This window comes from Embleya scabrispora, from assembly GCF_002024165.1.
Classification (GTDB): Bacteria; Actinomycetota; Actinomycetes; order Streptomycetales; family Streptomycetaceae; genus Embleya; species Embleya scabrispora_A.
In genome coordinates this window covers 1,977,271-1,993,726 of sequence record NZ_MWQN01000001.1, presented here as the reverse complement: position 1 = coordinate 1,993,726, position 16,456 = coordinate 1,977,271, and the positions used below count along the sequence as shown (strand labels likewise).

The following is a 16,456-nucleotide window of genomic DNA, read 5'->3' as shown; positions in this document are numbered from 1 at the left end:
CGATGCCGAGAGAGCCCCCGACCGCCGCGTGCGGTCGGGGGCTCTCTCGGCATCCGCGGTGGGCTTCGCCGGCCGCCCCGGGCTCTTCCGCGTCCGGGGCGCTGCGGCCTCCCTCGGTCTCCGGTAGCGGGGCGGTGTTCGACGCTCTTTGACCCCCGTTCAGCGGCTCTTCACCGTGCGTGGTCGGGAAGTACCTCGGTGTGCCTGAAGTTCCACCGAGGTTCGTCCTAGGTCTGTTCGACCCCCTTATCGGGTTCTTCCGAGGCGCCTTAGATCGGTATCGGGCGGGCCGAGTGATCCCGGATGCGGCATCCGACCGATGCCCGTAGGCCCCCTGGGACGCGAAGCTCGTACCACGAGCCGGACGGACCGGCTCGGTGACCCGGAGGTCGAACACCATGTTGGAATACGAACTCTTCCGCACCCGCGAACTCGAACTGCGGGCGACCGCCGAGCGGGACCGCGTGGTCCGCGAGGCGCTGCGCACGAACCGGCTCGCGGCCAAGGCCGCACGGGCGGCCCGGCGCGAGGAGCGGCGAAGCGGCCACGGTGCGGGCGGTCTCAGTTCCGATCGCGGCGTATCGGGCCGGCGGATATCCCATCTGCGCCTGTTCGCGCGGTAGAAGCGCGACGGACGCGGACCGGCACGTGATGCCGGCCACGCCCGGGGGAACCCTGTGGTTGACCTGCGTAAACGGGTTTCGCCGGGCGTGAAATACCCGGCTGTCGGGGCGAGGGACGTGACATGCTCGGCACCGTGGCGAGTATTTCGGTTTCCCCCGTGTTCGTAGGCCGGTCCCTGGAAATGGCGCGGTTCGGCACGGCCCTGCGCGAAGCCGACGAGGGCACGCCCGGCGTGGTGCTCGTCGGCGGCGAGGCCGGCGTGGGCAAGACCCGGCTGCTTCAGGAGTTCCTCCAGCGCGCCGAGGAGCAGGGCGCGGTCACCACCGTCGGCGGCTGTCTGGAACTGGGAGCGGAGAGCCTGCCGTTCGCGCCCATCTCGGCCGCGCTGCGCACCCTCTCGCGCCGGATGGGCCCCGAACTGGCCGAGGCCGCCGCCGGCCGTGAGCGCGACCTCGCCTGGCTGCTGCCCGACCTGGCGCCGGGCACCATCGCGCGCGACGGCGAGTTCGACCGGGTCCGCCTGTTCGAACTGATGCTCGGCCTGCTGGAGCGGCTCGGCACCGACCGCACCCTGGTGATCGCGATCGAGGACCTGCACTGGGCCGACTCGTCCACGCGCGAACTGCTCGGCTTCCTGTTCCGCCTGCTGCGCACCGGCCGCATCCTGATCGTCGGTACATATCGCGCCGACGCGGTCGGCCGCCGCCATCCGCTGCGCTCGTTCCTGGCCGAGCTGGACCGGGTGCACAACGTCGCCCGGATCGACCTCTCCCGGCTCACCCGGGCCCAGGTCGGCGACCAGTTGCGCGGCATCCTGCGCGAGGAGCCGCCGCGCCGGTTGATCCGGCAGATCTTCCAGAAGTCGGAAGGGAACGCCTTCTTCGTCGAGGAGCTGGCGTGCAGCATCCGCGACGGCCAACTCACCGGCATCTCCGACACGCTGCGCGACCTGCTGCTGATCCGGATCGAGGAGTTGTCCGAGGACGCGCAGAAGGTGATCCGGCTCGCCGCGATCGGCGGGGTCACGGTCGGCCACCGGCTGCTCACCGAGGTCTCCTGGCTCGACCCCGACCGGTTGGAGGAGGCGCTGCGCACGGCGGTGTCCGCGCACGTCCTGGTGCCGACGGGCGACGAGTTCCAGTTCCGGCACGCCCTGGTGCGCACCGCCGTCCGGGAGGACCTGATGCCGGGCGAGCGGGTCCGGCTCTACGCGACCTTCGCCGAGGCCCTGGAGCGCTGCCCCGACCTGGTCGGCGCCGACGAGCTGCGCGGACGGATCGCGACCTACTGGTTCCACGCCGGCAAGGCGGTCAAGGCGCTGCCGGCGGTGCTCGCGGCGGCCGAGGCGGCCCGTGAGCGCTATGCCTTCGACGAGCGCACCCGGCTCCTGGAGCGGGCCCTGCTGCTGTGGGAGCAGGTGCCCGATCCGGAGCGGTTGAGCGGTCGGCGGCTGCTCGACATCTACATCGAGGCGGTCACCGCGGCCCGGCTGGGCAGCGAGCGCGAGTTGGCCATCCACTTCTGCAAGCGCGCCATCGAACTGGTCGACCCGGTCGCCGAACCCGAGTTGGCCGCGTTCCTGTGGCGGGAGAAGGCCCGGGGCCTGCGCAACCTGTGCCGCTCGTCGGGCCGGCCGGAGCTGAACCGGGCCAAGGAGATCCTGGACGGGCTGCCGCCGTCGAAGGAGCAGGCCCGGGTGCTCGCGCACATCGCCCGGGACCGCATGCTCGACGGCGAGGGCGGCGAGGTGGTCGCCGACGCGCTGATCGCGCTCGAGCGCGCGCAGCTCGTGGACAGCCCCGACATCGAGTCCGAGGCGCGCAAGACCCTCGCCTGCGGCCTGGTCCATATCGGCCGGCTCGAGGAGGGCATGGCACAGCTCGCGCTGGCCGAGGAAACCGCGATCCGCAGCAGCGAGCCGGACAGCCTCGTGCACGTGCTGAGCAACAAGGCCTCGCTCATGGAGGGGCTGGGCCGGCACCGGGAGAGCACGGTGGCCGCGCGACGCGCGATGGAGCTGGCCGCCGAGCGCGGACTCACCCGCACGTCGGGCTCGTTCGCGCTGGGCAACCTCGCCGAGTCGCTGCTGTCGGCCGGCGACTGGGCCGACCTGGCGACGCTGGTGGAAAAGACCCTGGACCTCGACCCGGGCCCGCAGACCACCCGCCACCTCGAACTGCAACTCGTCGACCTGTGCCTGGCCCGGGGAGATGTGCGGGGCGCCAAGGCGCACCTGCGGCGGTCCCGGCTGGCCGCCGGTTCGCGCTATGTCGAGGCGCAGTACGCGATCCCGCTGGCCCGCGCGGAGATCCGGGTGGCCGAGGCGCAGGGCAGGCTGGACGAGGCACGCGAGGCGCTGGTCGCGGCGCTGGCCGCCGGCTGCCCGCCCGGCCACCAGCGCTACATGTGGCCCCTGCTCGCCGACGCCGCCGCGCACGAGGCCGACGCCCGCACCTCGACCGTGCGCCCGCGCGAATCGGAGCTCAAGACCCGGCAGGACATCGCCGACCGGATCGCGGCGATGGCCGCGACGCTGAAGATCGACTGCCCGCTCGACGCGGCCTACGCCGCGCTGGTCAAGGCCGAGTCGGCTCGGGCGGCCGGCACCGACGACGCCGAACTGTGGGGCCTGGCCGCCGGCGCCTGGGAGCTGACCGAACAGCCCTACCGCACGGCCTGGGTCCGCTTCCGCCACGCCGAGACCCTGCTCGCCACCGGCAACCGCGAGGCCGCCGCCCGACGCCTGGCCGAGGCCGCCGAGACGGCCGCCCGGCTCGACGCCAGGACGCTGCGCGAACACATAGACCTGCTCAGCCGCCGAGCCCGGGTGGGCCCGCTCACCCCGGGCGAGTCGGACACGACGCTGCCGGCCCTGACCCCACGCGAGATCGACGTCCTGCGGCTGGTCGCCGACGGCCGCAGCAACCGCCAGATCGCGGAGGAGCTGTACATCAGCGCCAAGACCGCCAGCGTCCACGTCTCCAACATCCTGGCCAAACTCCAGGTCACCGGCCGGGGCGAAGCAGCCGCGGTAGCGCATCGGCTGCACCTGGTGGACGGGTAGCCGGGAGCCTCGGCCAACCACCGTCGCCGTGCGGCGAGTTCCGTCGGGGTCAGCAGATACGGCGGAACGACCGCGGCCGAATCCTGCACCGGCGGTTCGTCGCCGGCCGGGGCGGGCGGTACGAAGTCGCGCCATACGGACCGTTTCATCACGACCCGATTCGCGGGTACGGGCAGTTCGGCGAGCACTCGCACGGCGGGTTCGGGTCCGGGATCCCGTCGCCGAACGGCCACGGCAGCGAGACCGACCGCCGGTACCACGTCAGTGGCTTGATAACGCGGGTCCCGGCGGTGTCGACTCGGTAGACGGTGAGCCTCATCCCACCTTCCGGGATGTCCGGAGCCGGGGCGGTGGTCACCCGATCGTGCCGAGAGGGGTCCATGTCTGTACGCCTCCATCGTCAACAGCGGCTTTCACTGGGAGTACTGCGATGATGACGCGACTCTCTGTAGGGTCGAAAGCTCGTGACCGTTGACAACTTTTTCTGGCAAGGGCGAGGAGAACGGGCGTGCGATTCAAGCCACGACCCATCGACCCCGGGATCGGACCCCGCGGCACATATGGCGAGTTGATGCGGGAGTACCGCGAGGACTCCGAGTTGTCATTGGAGTTCGTCGCGACAAAGCTCGGCTACGACGCGTCCGCGGTCTCGCGATTCGAGCGTGCCGAGCGATCGATTCCCCCCGACGTTCCGCCCAAGCTCGACGAACTGTTCGGGACGGGCCGTATGTTCCGGTCGATGTACCGAATGATCAAGGACGATCGGCATCCCGGACGGTGGCGCTTGCTGGCCGACTACGAGGCGCAGGCGGTGCGGATCGGCACCTATGCCCCGCAGGTTGTCCCCGGACTACTGCAAACTCCCGACTATGCGAGGGCGTTGCTCGTCGACGGCGAGCTCTACGGGACTGATGACGAGATCGACAACGCCACACGGGAGCGCGTCGCTCGGCAGTCCTTGCTCACGCGCGACGATCCGCCCGCCTACTCGGCTGTGCTCGACGAAGCCGTGTTGCACCGGGTGATCGGCAGTAGCAAGACCACATACGAGCAACTGGCTTCGCTCTTGCCGCGTGTGGACACGATCCACACCACGATTCAGGTATGGCCACTCGCACTCGGTGGGCATCCGCTACTCGGCGGAACGACGGTGCTGTTGACGCTGTCCGACGGGATTACCGGCGCATGGCTGGAAGGCAGTGAGAGCGGGCAGTTGATCGAGGACATGAACGAGGTGCGACGACGGCAACGAGCGTACGATCGCGTGTGCTCCCGCGCTCCGTCGCCGAGGGAGTCGGCAGGCATGATCAAGGCAGCGATGAAGGAGTTCAGAACATGATCCTTGAGCCCGAACTCAGCTGTGCGGCGTGGCGTAAGTCGAGCTACAGCGCTCCTCAAGGGCAGGAGTGTGTAGAGGTTGCCCCCGGCTTCGCCGGCGTCCCGGTTCGCGACTCGAAGGACCCGAGCATCGGTTGGCTGACCGTCGCCCCGGCGTCCTGGTCGGCGCTGCTGTCGACGCTGCGTACGGGCTGACCCTCGTTCCCTACCCCGCGGCCGCCGCGCAGACGTCGGCGAGTTCGGTGAGGGTGCCCTCGAAGTCGGGGGTCAGGGTGGTGAAGACGACCCAGGCTTCCGGGTTGGGGCCTATTCGTTTTGCGAGTTGTGCGAGGGCCGGGCGGGGGGCGGCCTTGGACCAATGGTTGGCGTCTATCGAGGCCAGGGCCGCCAGCGCGAAGCGGACCGGGCGGGCGTGGTGGACGATCTCCTCGCAGTCGACGTCGCCGTCCGAGGCGGCCGCGACGAGCCAGGAGTGCCACTGTTCGAGGGGGCTGTCGCGCAGTCGCTCGCCCGGTGGGCGGCGGTGATCCGGGACGGGGGGTTCGGCGCGTGGGCCCCGGTCCCACTTGGCGCGCAACTCGCGCAGCGGCGCCGGGTCTTCGGCGGTCAGGGCCGCCTCGGCCGTGGCCCGGATCCGGTCCGGGAACAGGTCGCGGTGACGGGTGAAGACATCGTGCGCGACCCGGGAGTCGGCGCGCTCCCACAGGTTCAGCACCACGTCGATCCAGTCGATGCGCCGCAGCTTGCGGGCCTCGCAGCGCGGCAGCGCGAAGTCCACCACGGCCGGATCGCCGGACCGGGCCATCGCCTCGTACTCGGCGCTGTAGGCCGGAGCCTCCAGGAGCCGGGTGCGCAGATCCGGATGCATCGGGGCAAGAGGTCGCCCGGGTCGCCGGCCGGTGTAGATCTCCCGGCGCAGCTCGGCGGTGACCCCCGAGTCGTTGTCCACCAGGAGCAGGTCGAGCCCGTCGTCGCCGAGGTCGCGAAGCCGGGTCGCGTACTGCCGTCCCACATGCTGGTGCTCGGCCAACGCGGCCAACAGCGCGCGGTGGCCGCACCGCAGCGCCGCCTCGGCGACGTGGGTCAGCGGCGGGACGTTACCGGGGAGCAGCGCGACGGCCGTCGCATCGTCCAAGTGCGGTATGAGGGACGTGAGTTCGTCTTCGTCCAGTCGGCGCAGCAGGAAGCCCACCGACGGGCGTACGGCGGCCGGCACCCGGATCGCGGCCTCGCCGGTGTGCGCCGCCGACTCGGCGAACAGCTCGGGCAGCGTACCCGCGAATCGCCCGAGCGCCCGGGCCAGATGCGCCCACGCGCCCGAACTCGTCCCCAGGGTATCCACGATCGCGGGCCGCAGCAGTTCGTGCACGGCCATCTCACCGGTGACATAGGCGTGTTCGCGCGCGACCACCGCGAGCACCTGGGCCGCGACCCGGGCCGGGCGCATCCGGAGCAGGATCTCGCGCGGCGCCAACACCCCGGCCCGCAACGCCGATCCGGCCTGGTCCAGGGCCTCGGTACGGGTCATCGGCGCGCCGGGCGAGTGCAACAGGCGCACGCTGCCGGCCTGGCGCGCGGTGTGCGCGAGGACCGGGTGGGCACGCAACAGCTCGACGGCCCGCTCGGCGGATGTGCCGGGCCGCCGCAGCTCCGCCCGCGCCCGATCGAGCACGTCCGTCGAGTCCTCGTCCGGCGAGTCCTCGTCCGGCGAGGCTGCGTCCACCGAGCCCTCGCCGCCCGCACCGGCCGGAGACCCACCCGCCGGCGCCGCACCCCCCGGCGACTCGACGTCCGGAGGAAAGGCCCCGGCCACCACCGCGGCGCCCCCGGCCTCGATCAGCCGGCACAGCTGACTCGCCGTCAATCGAGGGTTGGCGGCGGCCCGCACCAGTTCCGCGCCACTGCCGATCCGGGCGATCTCGGCCACCACCGCGTCCGACAGACACACCTCGTTCGGCATCATCGCGTCGATCCCGCGCAGTCCCGCCAAACGCGGGAAGACTTCCGCCGCGTCGGCTTCGGAAAGCTCGCGCAGCACCAACACCAGGCCCCGGTCCATGTATGCCCTCCCTCGGGCGCACACGCTAACGCCCGCCTCGGACGCCGGCCCGAGGCGCCCCTCCGGCCGATCCTCAGCTCAGCACCAGCCGCAGGATCCGGTCGTCGCCCTTCCGGGGCGTGCCCCGGCCATCGGTCGTATTGGTGACCAGCCACAACTCGCCGCCCACGGCGACCACCGTGCGCAACCGGCCGTAACGGCCCTGGAAATACGCCTTCGGCTCGCCCACGGTGGACCCCGTGATCGGCGCCCGCCACAGCCGCTCGCCCTTGAGGCCGGCCAGGTAGACCACGTCGCCCAGGATTGCGATACCGCTCGGTGACGCGTCGTCGGTGGCCCACTGGGCGACCGGGTTCATGTACTCGGGCCGATCGCCCGCGCCCTCCACTTCCGGCCAGCCGTAGTTGGCGCCGGAACGGATCAGGTTGAGCTCGTCCCAGGTGTCCTGACCGAACTCGCTCGCCCACAACCGCCCGGTGGAGTCCCAGGCGAGGCCCTGCACATTGCGGTGCCCCAGGCTCCACACCGGCGAGTTCGGAAACGGGTTGCCGGGCGCGGGCCTGCCCTCGGGGGTCAGCCGCAGGATCTTGCCGCCGAGCGACGACTTGTCCTGCGCCGCCTCCTTGCGACCGGCCTCGCCCGTGCCCGCGTACAACATGCCGTCCGGGCCGAACGCGATCCGGCCGCCGTTGTGGTTCGAGCCGGCCGGGATCCCGTCGAGCAACACCTCGGGCTGCCCGAGCGGTTGCCCCGGCACGTAGGTCATCCGGACGATCCGGTTGTCCCGATCGGTGGTGAGGTACGCGTAGAGGAAGTGATCGGTCGCGAACCTCGGCGACACCGCGATCCCCAGCAGACCCCCCTCCCCACGATGCACGGAGCCGGGCACCGTCCCGACCGGCACCGGCGGCACCGTGCCCGGTCCGAACCGGGTGATCGTCCCGGTGTCGCGCGAGGACACCAGCGCGTCCCGGTCCGGCAGCACCGCGACACCCCACGGCGTGTTCAGGTCTCGGGCCAGTTCCCCGGCGACCACCGGCTCGGGCGGCGCGGTCGCGGTCGGCCCGGCCGGCACGTTCGGCGCCCCGGTCCCGGGCACGGGCGTGGCCGAACGCACCGGCGTGACCCGGTGATCGTCCGACTCGCCGCCACCCCCGCACGAGGTGAGCCCGGTCGCCAGCGCGACGACGAGCACGAGGGAGGACCAGCCAGCCCTCGGACGCCTACTGCGCACCGGAAACACCACCCACCATCTCGGGACTCCTCGACCCTAATGTGCCCCCGCCCCGGCGGACGGCTCGCCGCCCGACATCTACAGTTCCTGCCATGGTCAGCGACGGCAGAATCTGGGTCCCCTACAGCCTCGAACAACTCGCCCCCATCCCCACCGCACTGAGCGGCGAAGGCGGCGCGGGCTCCCGCATCGACGTCTACGACGGAGCCGACGGCCCGATCCCCGACACCGCCGCCGAGGTCGAGCTGTACGTGCTGCCCTACACGTTCGCCCCGCACACGCTGGAGCGGATCGCGGACATGCCCCGCCTGCGGCTGATCCAGACGCTCACCGCCGGCTACGAGCACGTGCTGCCGTACCTGCCGCCCGGCGTACTGCTGTGCAACGGCCGAGGCATCCACGAGACCAGCACCGCCGAACTCGCCCTCGCCCTGACCCTCGCCGCGCTGCGCGACATCCCGGGCTTCGTCCGCGGTCAGGACGCGGGGCAGTGGCGCTCCGGGTTCTACCCCGCGCTGGCCGACAAGCGGGTGCTGATCCTCGGGTACGGCGCCATCGGCGAGGCCGTCGACCGCCGGCTCCAGGGCTTCGAGGTAGACGTGGTCCGGGTCGCGCGCACCCCGCGCGACGGCGTGCACGGACCGGTCCGGGCGATGGGCGAACTGCCCGACCTGCTGCCGCACACCGACGTGATCATCCTCACCGTCCCGCTCACCGAGGACACCCGCGCCCTGGTCGACGCCGACTTCCTGGCCCGACTGCCCGACGGCGCGCTGGTGGTCAACGTCGCGCGCGGCCCCGTCGTGGACACCGGGGCGCTGCTCGCCGAGGTGCGGAGCGGGCGGCTCCGGGCCGCCCTGGACGTCACGGATCCCGAGCCGCTGCCCGCCGACCACCCGCTGCGCTTCGCCCCCGGCGTGTTGATCAGCCCGCATGTCGGCGGCAGCTCGTCCGCCTTCCTGCCGCGCGCCCTGCGCTTGATCCGTCGGCAGCTCGAACGCTGGTCCGAAGGGGTGACTCCGGTCAACATCGTGCGTCGCTGAGCGACTCGGACCGTACGGTCGCGCTCTGCTGGGGCGTGGGGCCGCCACCGATACGGTGTGCCCCGCGCACGCGACCGGGACGGAGAGACATGGACGACAGGGGGATGGCGCACGGCGCTGTTCACGAGCGGTTCGAGGCATCGGGACCGGCCGCGCCGGGCGACGCGCCAACCGCCCCGGCGGTCGCGGACGGGGCGATCATCGCCCCCCGATCGGGTGAACACGACCTCCGCCTCCGCACCGTGGTCGAGCGCGCCCGGGACCGGATCGGCCCCGGCGGCCTCCCGTATCTGCTCGCCGCGATCTTCTTCGCGATCTACACGGCCCACTCGCTGCTGCGCCACCGCCGGATGGAGACGCACGCGTACGACCTGGGTCTGTTCGAACAGGTGGTCCGGTCCTACGCGCACTTTGAGGCGCCGGTGTCGGACATCCGGGCACCCGGGTTCAACGTGCTCGGCGAGCACTTCCACCCGATCCTGGCGCTGCTCGGCCCGATCTACCGGATCTTCCCCGGCGCCGGCACCCTGCTGGTGGCCCAGGCGTTCCTGGTCGCGATCTCGGTGGTCCCGATCACCCGGATCGCCGCGCGCGCGTTCGGCACCCTCGGCGCCGCCGGCGTGGGCATCGCGTACGGGCTGTCCTGGGGCATCCAGTCGGCGATCTCCTTCGACTTCCACGAGATCGCGTTCGCGGTACCGCTGCTCGCCTTCGGCCTCGACCGGTTCCTCCTCGGCCGGCACGTCCAGGCGCTGGCCTGGTGGTTGCCGCTGGTCCTGGTCAAGGAGGACCTGGGGCTGACCCTGGCCGCCGCGGCCGTACCGCTGCTCGTGCTGCGCCGCTGGAAGTTGGCCGTCGTCCACGTGCTGATCGGCGTCACCGCGTTCGCGCTGGCGATCTTCGTGCTGCTGCCGGCGATCAACCCCAACGACACCTACGCGTTCTGGGGCAATCTCGACTCGTCCCAGCGCTCCGGCGCCGCCGACCCGTCCACCTCGCTGAGCCAGGTGCCGCTCACCGATCTGGTGATCGAACTGCCCAAGTCGATGGTGTTCCCCAGCGTCAAGTGGATGACCCTGTTCATGCTGCTGCTGCCCACGGGGTTCATCGCGCTGCGCTCGCCGCTGGTGGCGATGATCGCGCCCACCATCCTGTGGCGGTTCACCTCCAGCAACACGTTCTACTGGGGCACCTACTTCCACTACAGCGCGGTGCTGATGCCCATCGTGTTCGCCGCGTTCGTGGACGGTGTGGTGAAACTGCGCGCGTCGCACGTGGATTGGCTGCGCCGCTACGCGGTCAAGGCCGCGATCGTGCCGTTGGCGGTGTCGATGGCGTTCGCGCGCGACTTCCCGCTGATGGACCTGCTGCACAAGCGCACCTGGATGGTCCAGGACCGGGTGCGCTCCGCGCACAAGGTGCTCGACCGGGTGCCGGACGACGCCACGGTGTCGGCGACGATGAGCTTCTCGCCGCAGTTGACCTCACGGGCCCGGGTGACCGACTTCCCGACGATCCTGCCCGGCCCGGGCTATGCGGCGATCGAGGTGTGGGGCGACAACAAGGACTGGGCCCGGTACTGGATCGCCTACCTGATCGGGCAGGGGTTCACCGAGGTGGCCCGGGAGCCGGGCGCGGTGCTGCTCCAGCGGAACTGAGCCCGCGAGCGCCGTCCCGCTCCGCGCGTGAGCCCTCCGCGCCCGTCCGCGCCGGTTCCGCGCTCGGCCGTCCGAGTTCTCCCGCCGCGTCGCCGGTCACCGAGTCGGGCCTCGAATCGGGAGTCCCGATCGAGCCCCGCCATGCCCCGCGGCGGGCTCCGAATGCGCTCTCGGGGCCCGCGACGGCCTCCGGACGCTCCCTGAAACTCCCAGGTTTTCCCTGATCAGAGCCCCTCTTTCCGCCCAGTGTCGGGACTTTGTCACAAATGCACGGGAAGGGACTCCCATGCAGGGCATCATTAGTTACTCTGTGTTGAGAATGACAAGCTCACAGTGACGGGTTGGTGTATCGTCCGAGTCGTGGGGCGTTGAGAGACGCGCACGGTCGGGTGTCGCACCCCCGTCGCGCCGGCGTCGACCGCCCCGCCTCACGGCTGGGGTGTGAGGGCCGGTGCAGTGCCGTGAAGCGCCGCGGCGGCGACTTCGGGCAGAGGGGAGTGCGGAATGCCGGGGGACCACTGCCGGAGTGGCCGAGCCACGACGACCCGGTGCGGCTGCTGATCTTGGCCGACACCCCTGCGCAGCGGCAGTTGAAGTACCTGATCGTGCCGCTGTGCCTCGTGTATGCGATCGGTGCGCTCCAGGGTTGGGGCAATCCGACACTGTCGCTTGCGATGGGCGACTTCGGTCTGGCCGCCGCCGCGGCCGTGGCGGCGGTCTCGTGTGCGCTCAAGGCCGTGCACGAGACCGGCCGGGCCCGGTTGTCCTGGGCGCTGTTCGCGTTCTCCGCCACGATGGTCTCGCTCGGCAACGGCATCTGGGGCTGGTACGAGGTCGTGCTCGGCGTCCCGGTGCCCACGCCGGGGCCGACCGACGTGATCTTCCTGCTGTTCGCGCCGCCCACCATCGCCGGCCTGCTGCTCGTCGCGCAACGCCCGCGCGGGATCGCCGCGTGGACCTGCATGGCCCTGGACGGCTGGCTGATCGCGGGCTCGCTGTTCACCCTCGGCTGGAGCCTGGCGCTGGCCCGCAATACCAGCGGGGACCGCTCGGACATCATCAAGATCGTGCTCACGCTCGCCTATCCGGTGCTCGACATCCTGATGATCAGCATGGTCCTCGGATTGCGTTTTCGGGCGGGTTCCGGGGATCGCGCGGCACTGAATCTGGCCCTGGTCGGGCTCGCGGTCACGGTGATGAGCGACGCGCTGTGGACCACACCCGGGCTGAACAGCGGATATCGCTCCGGCGGCCTGCTCGACGCGGGCTGGTTCGCGGGCAGCCTGCTGCTCGCCATCGCGCCGTGGACGGGCCAGGGGGTCGAGGCGCACGAGCGGCCCCGGCACCGGACCATCTCGATGTTGTCCGCCCTCACCCCCTATATCGCCGCCGCAGTGTGTACCGCCGGTGTGCTCGGCGGCGCGGTGGCCGGCCACGCGCCGGACAAGGTGGTGCTCGGGGTCGGCGCGACCGTGCTGGTCACGTTGGTGCTGCGGCAGGCCATCACGCTGGTCGACAACGTCTTCATGGCCCAGGAGTTGTCCGCCAAGGAGAGCCACTTCCGCTCCCTCGTCCAGGGCTCCAGCGATGTGATCATGATCGCGGCGAGCGACGGCGTGCTCCAGTACGTCAGCCACGCGGTACGCCGGGTGTACGGGTTCGAGCCCGAGGAACTGGTCGGCACCCGGCTGGAACTGCTCATCCACCCGGAGGAGAGCGCCCGGGTACAGCGCGAGTTGCGGGCGTTCCTGGACGGCACGCTGCCGGCCGGCGAGGCGGATCCCGCGATGGTGCGGGTGGAGTGCCGGATCCGCTCGGCGGGCGGCGTCTGGCTGCACACCGAGTCGGCGGTCAACCGCTACGGCGACGGGCTGATCTTCAACAGCCGCGATGTCACCGACCGGATCAAGTTGCAGACCCAGCTGGAACACGACGCCTTCCACGACCGGCTCACCGATCTGCCCAACCGGGCCCTGTTCGAGGACCGGATCCAGCACGCGCTGGCCCAGCGGCGCGGGGTCACCCCCACCATCGCCGTGTTGTTCGTGGACCTGGACGGGTTCAAGGCGGTCAACGACAACTACGGGCACACCGCGGGGGACGAACTGCTCGTCCAGGCCGCCCGGCGGCTGGAACACGCGGTCCGGATCGGCGACACGGTGGCCCGGTTCGGCGGCGACGAGTTCGCCGCGCTGCTGGTCGGCGACCCGAGTCCGCGCGCGATCCGCGAGATCGCCGAGCGGTTGTTGTCCACGCTGTCCGCGCCGTACCGGATCGCCGACGGCGAGGTCCGGGTCGCGGCCAGCATCGGGATCGCCTTCTCCGCGCCCGGAATCGCCCCGGCCGACCTGATGCGGCACGCCGACGCCGCGATGTACCGGGCCAAGGACGGCGGCAAGGGCCGGGTCGAGGTCTACACCCCGGACATGGACGCCGACGTGGAACGCCGGGCGGCCCGGGCCGCGGGCCGCCGCCGGGTGGACCGCGACGGCCGGCTGGCCGTGTCGTACCAGCCGGTGGTGGACCTGGACACCGGCCGCGTCCGCGACGTCGAGGCGGCGCTGTGTCGCGTCGAGGACGGCGCGGTGCCGGCCCGGCCCGACCACGTGCGGCTGACGGCGGGGGCCGACGGGCGGTTGTCACCGGTGGGCCGCCGCCTCCTGGAGGAGAGCGCGCTCGCCGCCGCGACCTGGCGCGCGGGCGGCCACGACATCGGCGTCACGGTCGGGCTCGCCGCCCGCCAGTTGACCGGTCCGGGCTTCCTGGAGGTGCTGGAGGAGACGCTGCACGCGGCCGACCTGCCGGCCACCGCGCTCACCCTGGAGATCATCGACAACGTGCTGCCCGACGGCGACGACTTGCTGCTCGGCCGCATCGCGGTGTTGCGGCGCCTCGGCGTGCGGTTGTCGCTGGACGACTTCGGCACCGGCCACTCCTCGCTGACCTACCTGCGCCGGCTGCCGGTGGACGCGCTCAAGATCGACCGGTCGTTCGTCGCCGAGGTCGGCACCTGCCCGCACCTGACCGTGCTCACCTCGACCATCGTGCGGCTCGGCCTGGATTCCGGGCTGACCCTGGTGGCGGCGGGCATCGACAGCCACGCGCAGGTCGACATACTCCGCGAAATGGGCTGTCAGCAGGGCCAGGGCACGTGGTTCCACCCGGCGGTGTCCGGCGACGCGATCTTCGACGTACTGGGCCAAACCCCTTTGGGTAACAGTGCCGTCCGAGGCCCGAGACCCGACCCCCTCCCGGAAGCCCGCACCCCCCTGCCGGTCCAGGTCCCCCGCCCCCAGACCTGACCCCGCACCACCCACCCGCCACCACCTCCGCGCCCCGCCCCACTGCTCGCGGCCCTGTGGCCATGCCCCCCGCCTGCCTGCGAACTTGATCGAATCTGGACATCGGGTCTCGTATCGTGAGACGTGTCAGGGCCCGGCTTGACACGTATACCGGCGCAGAGGGAGAGTCGCGGGCATGCAGACCCGAATCCTCGTACTTGAGAAGCGCGTGAACTGACCACAGAGTCGGTTCGCGCGCCCCCCTCGCTTGCCTAACGGCACGGGGGGTTTTTTGTTGCAGTCCGACGGGTCCGGGCCTCGCGCCCCACTCGATATGCCGACTTCAGATCGAGAAGAGACGACAGCATGACCGATCAGGTGACAGGAGCCCAAGCGCTGATCCGCTCCCTGGAAGCCGCAGGGGTGGACACGGTCTTCGGCATTCCCGGGGGCGCGATTCTTCCCGCCTACGATCCGATGATGGACTCGACGAAGGTGCGCCACGTCCTGGTCCGGCACGAGCAGGGTGCCGGCCACGCCGCCGAGGGATACGCCCAGGCCACCGGCAAGGTCGGGGTGTGCATGGCCACGTCCGGCCCCGGCGCGACCAACCTGGTGACCCCGATCGCCGACGCGCACATGGACTCGGTGCCGATCGTCGCCATCACCGGCCAGGTGGCCAGCGCCGCGATCGGTACGGACGCCTTCCAGGAGGCGGACATCTGCGGCATCACGATGCCGATCACCAAGCACAACTTCCTGGTCACCGACCCGGCCGAGATCGCGCCCACGATCGCCGCGGCGTTCCACATCGCCTCCACCGGCCGGCCCGGCCCGGTCCTGGTCGACATCTCCAAGGACGCCCTCCAGGCGACCACGGACTTCGTCTGGAACGGCACCCCCGAACTGCCCGGCTACCGCCCGGTCACCCGGCCGCACGCCAAGCAGATCCGCGAGGCCGCCCGGCTGCTCAGCGAGGCCAAGCGCCCAGTCCTGTACGTCGGCGGCGGCGTGCTCAAGGCACACGCGTCGGCCGAGCTGAAGATCCTCGCCGAGCTGACCGGCGCGCCCGTGGTCACCACGTTGATGGCGCTCGGCGCGTTCCCCGACAGCCACCCGCAACACCTGGGCATGCCCGGGATGCACGGCACCGTCGCCGCCGTCACCGCGCTGCAGAAGTCGGACCTGATCTTCGCCCTGGGCGCCCGCTTCGACGACCGGGTCACCGGCCGCCTCGACACCTTCGCGCCGCACGCCACCATCGTGCACGCCGACATCGACCCCGCCGAGATCTCCAAGAACCGCACCGCCGACGTGCCGATCGTCGGCGACGCCCGCGAGGTGATCGCCGACCTGGTGGTCGCGGTCCAGGCCGAGCACGAGGCCGGCCGGTTCGGCGACTACCAGGAGTGGTGGACCGCGCTGAACCGCTGGCGCGACACCTACCCGCTGGGCTACGACCTGCCGGCCGACGGCTCGCTGTCGCCGCAACTGGTGATCGAGCGCCTCGGCGCGATCTCCGGCCCGGACACGATCTTCGCCTCCGGCGTCGGGCAACACCAGATGTGGGCCTCGCAGTTCATCCGCTACGAGAAGCCGTACACCTGGCTCAACTCCGGCGGCGCCGGGACCATGGGCTACTCGGTGCCCGCCGCGATGGGCGCCAAGGCCGGCATGCCGGACACCACGGTGTGGGCGATCGACGGCGACGGCTGCTTCCAGATGACCAACCAGGAACTGGTCACCTGCGCGGTCAACGACATCCCGATCAAGGTCGCCATCATCAACAACGGCAGCCTGGGCATGGTCCGCCAGTGGCAGACGCTCTTCTACAACGAGCGCTACTCCAACACCGACCTGCAGAGCCGCCGGCTGCCCGACTTCGTCAAGCTCGCCGAGGCGATGGGCTGCGTCGGACTGCGCTGCGAGAGCCCGGACCAGCTGGACGAGACCATCCACAAGGCCATGTCGATCAACGACGCGCCCGTGGTCATCGACTTCGTCGTCCACCAGGACGCGATGGTGTGGCCGATGGTCGCGGCCGGTTCCTCCAACGACGAGGTCATGGCGGCGCGCGACGTGCGTCCCGACTTCGGCGACTCGGACGACTGAACAGGCCGACAGGGCATCAGGAAGGCATAGGAGTCCAGCGATC

Annotated in this window: 9 protein-coding genes and 1 pseudogene; 8 read left to right on the top strand and 2 right to left on the bottom strand. The window is 71.2% G+C overall.

The window, feature by feature from the left end; genetic code table 11:
* Positions 1-398: 398 nt before the first annotated feature.
* The 4 genes from B4N89_RS08635 (at position 399) to B4N89_RS08615 (ending at position 5,221) form a co-directional block, all read left to right on the top strand.
* Positions 399-623: a hypothetical protein gene (locus B4N89_RS08635; RefSeq protein WP_078975309.1), complete on the top strand. Its 225-nt coding sequence runs from the start codon at positions 399-401 to the stop codon at positions 621-623.
* A 158-nt stretch (positions 624-781) separates the two neighbouring features.
* A complete protein-coding gene (locus tag B4N89_RS52965; protein WP_321170683.1) occupies positions 782-3,688 on the top strand; it encodes a helix-turn-helix transcriptional regulator in 2,907 nt (968 codons plus the stop codon).
* A gap of 508 nt (positions 3,689-4,196) precedes the next feature.
* On the top strand, positions 4,197-5,027 hold the full coding sequence (locus B4N89_RS08620) for a helix-turn-helix domain-containing protein (protein ID WP_143657902.1): 831 nt from the start codon (positions 4,197-4,199) through the stop codon (positions 5,025-5,027).
* Complete coding sequence (locus B4N89_RS08615) at positions 5,024-5,221, top strand: DUF397 domain-containing protein (protein ID WP_078975305.1); 198 nt, start codon at positions 5,024-5,026, stop codon at positions 5,219-5,221. The genes B4N89_RS08620 and B4N89_RS08615 overlap by 4 nt, the downstream gene beginning before the upstream one ends.
* Before the next feature lie 10 nt (positions 5,222-5,231).
* Here B4N89_RS08615 and B4N89_RS08610 read toward each other — a convergent pair whose 3' ends face one another.
* Positions 5,232-7,085: a hypothetical protein gene (locus tag B4N89_RS08610; protein WP_078975304.1), complete on the bottom strand. Its 1,854-nt coding sequence runs from the start codon at positions 7,083-7,085 to the stop codon at positions 5,232-5,234.
* A 73-nt stretch (positions 7,086-7,158) separates the two neighbouring features.
* Positions 7,159-8,319: a PQQ-dependent sugar dehydrogenase gene (locus B4N89_RS08605; protein WP_078979207.1), complete on the bottom strand. Its 1,161-nt coding sequence runs from the start codon at positions 8,317-8,319 to the stop codon at positions 7,159-7,161.
* Between the two features lie 92 nt (positions 8,320-8,411).
* Between B4N89_RS08605 and B4N89_RS08600 the strand changes: the two genes are divergently transcribed.
* The 4 genes and pseudogenes from B4N89_RS08600 to B4N89_RS08585 form a co-directional block, all read left to right on the top strand.
* A complete protein-coding gene (locus B4N89_RS08600) occupies positions 8,412-9,362 on the top strand; it encodes a 2-hydroxyacid dehydrogenase (RefSeq protein WP_078975303.1) in 951 nt (316 codons plus the stop codon).
* Between the two features lie 89 nt (positions 9,363-9,451).
* On the top strand, positions 9,452-11,020 hold the full coding sequence (locus B4N89_RS08595; RefSeq protein ID WP_078975302.1) for a DUF2079 domain-containing protein: 1,569 nt from the start codon (positions 9,452-9,454) through the stop codon (positions 11,018-11,020).
* A gap of 548 nt (positions 11,021-11,568) precedes the next feature.
* Positions 11,569-14,322, top strand: a complete 2,754-nt coding sequence (locus B4N89_RS52545) for a putative bifunctional diguanylate cyclase/phosphodiesterase (protein ID WP_143657901.1) — start codon at positions 11,569-11,571, stop codon at positions 14,320-14,322.
* 318 nt (positions 14,323-14,640) lie between these two features.
* A pseudogene (locus B4N89_RS08585) lies at positions 14,641-16,413 on the top strand (acetolactate synthase large subunit); the annotation flags it as partial.
* Positions 16,414-16,456 lie beyond the last annotated feature (43 nt).

Excerpts from the sequence above, each read along its gene's own strand:
- B4N89_RS08635 (WP_078975309.1), top strand. The coding sequence starts at position 399 with ATGTTGGAATACGAACTCTTCCGCACCCGCGAACTCGAACTGCGGGCG.
- B4N89_RS08615 (WP_078975305.1), top strand. The coding sequence starts at position 5,024 with ATGATCCTTGAGCCCGAACTCAGCTGTGCGGCGTGGCGTAAGTCGAGC.
- B4N89_RS08610 (WP_078975304.1), bottom strand. The coding sequence starts at position 7,085 with ATGGACCGGGGCCTGGTGTTGGTGCTGCGCGAGCTTTCCGAAGCCGAC.
- B4N89_RS08600 (WP_078975303.1), top strand. The coding sequence starts at position 8,412 with ATGGTCAGCGACGGCAGAATCTGGGTCCCCTACAGCCTCGAACAACTC.
- B4N89_RS08595 (WP_078975302.1), top strand. The coding sequence starts at position 9,452 with ATGGACGACAGGGGGATGGCGCACGGCGCTGTTCACGAGCGGTTCGAG.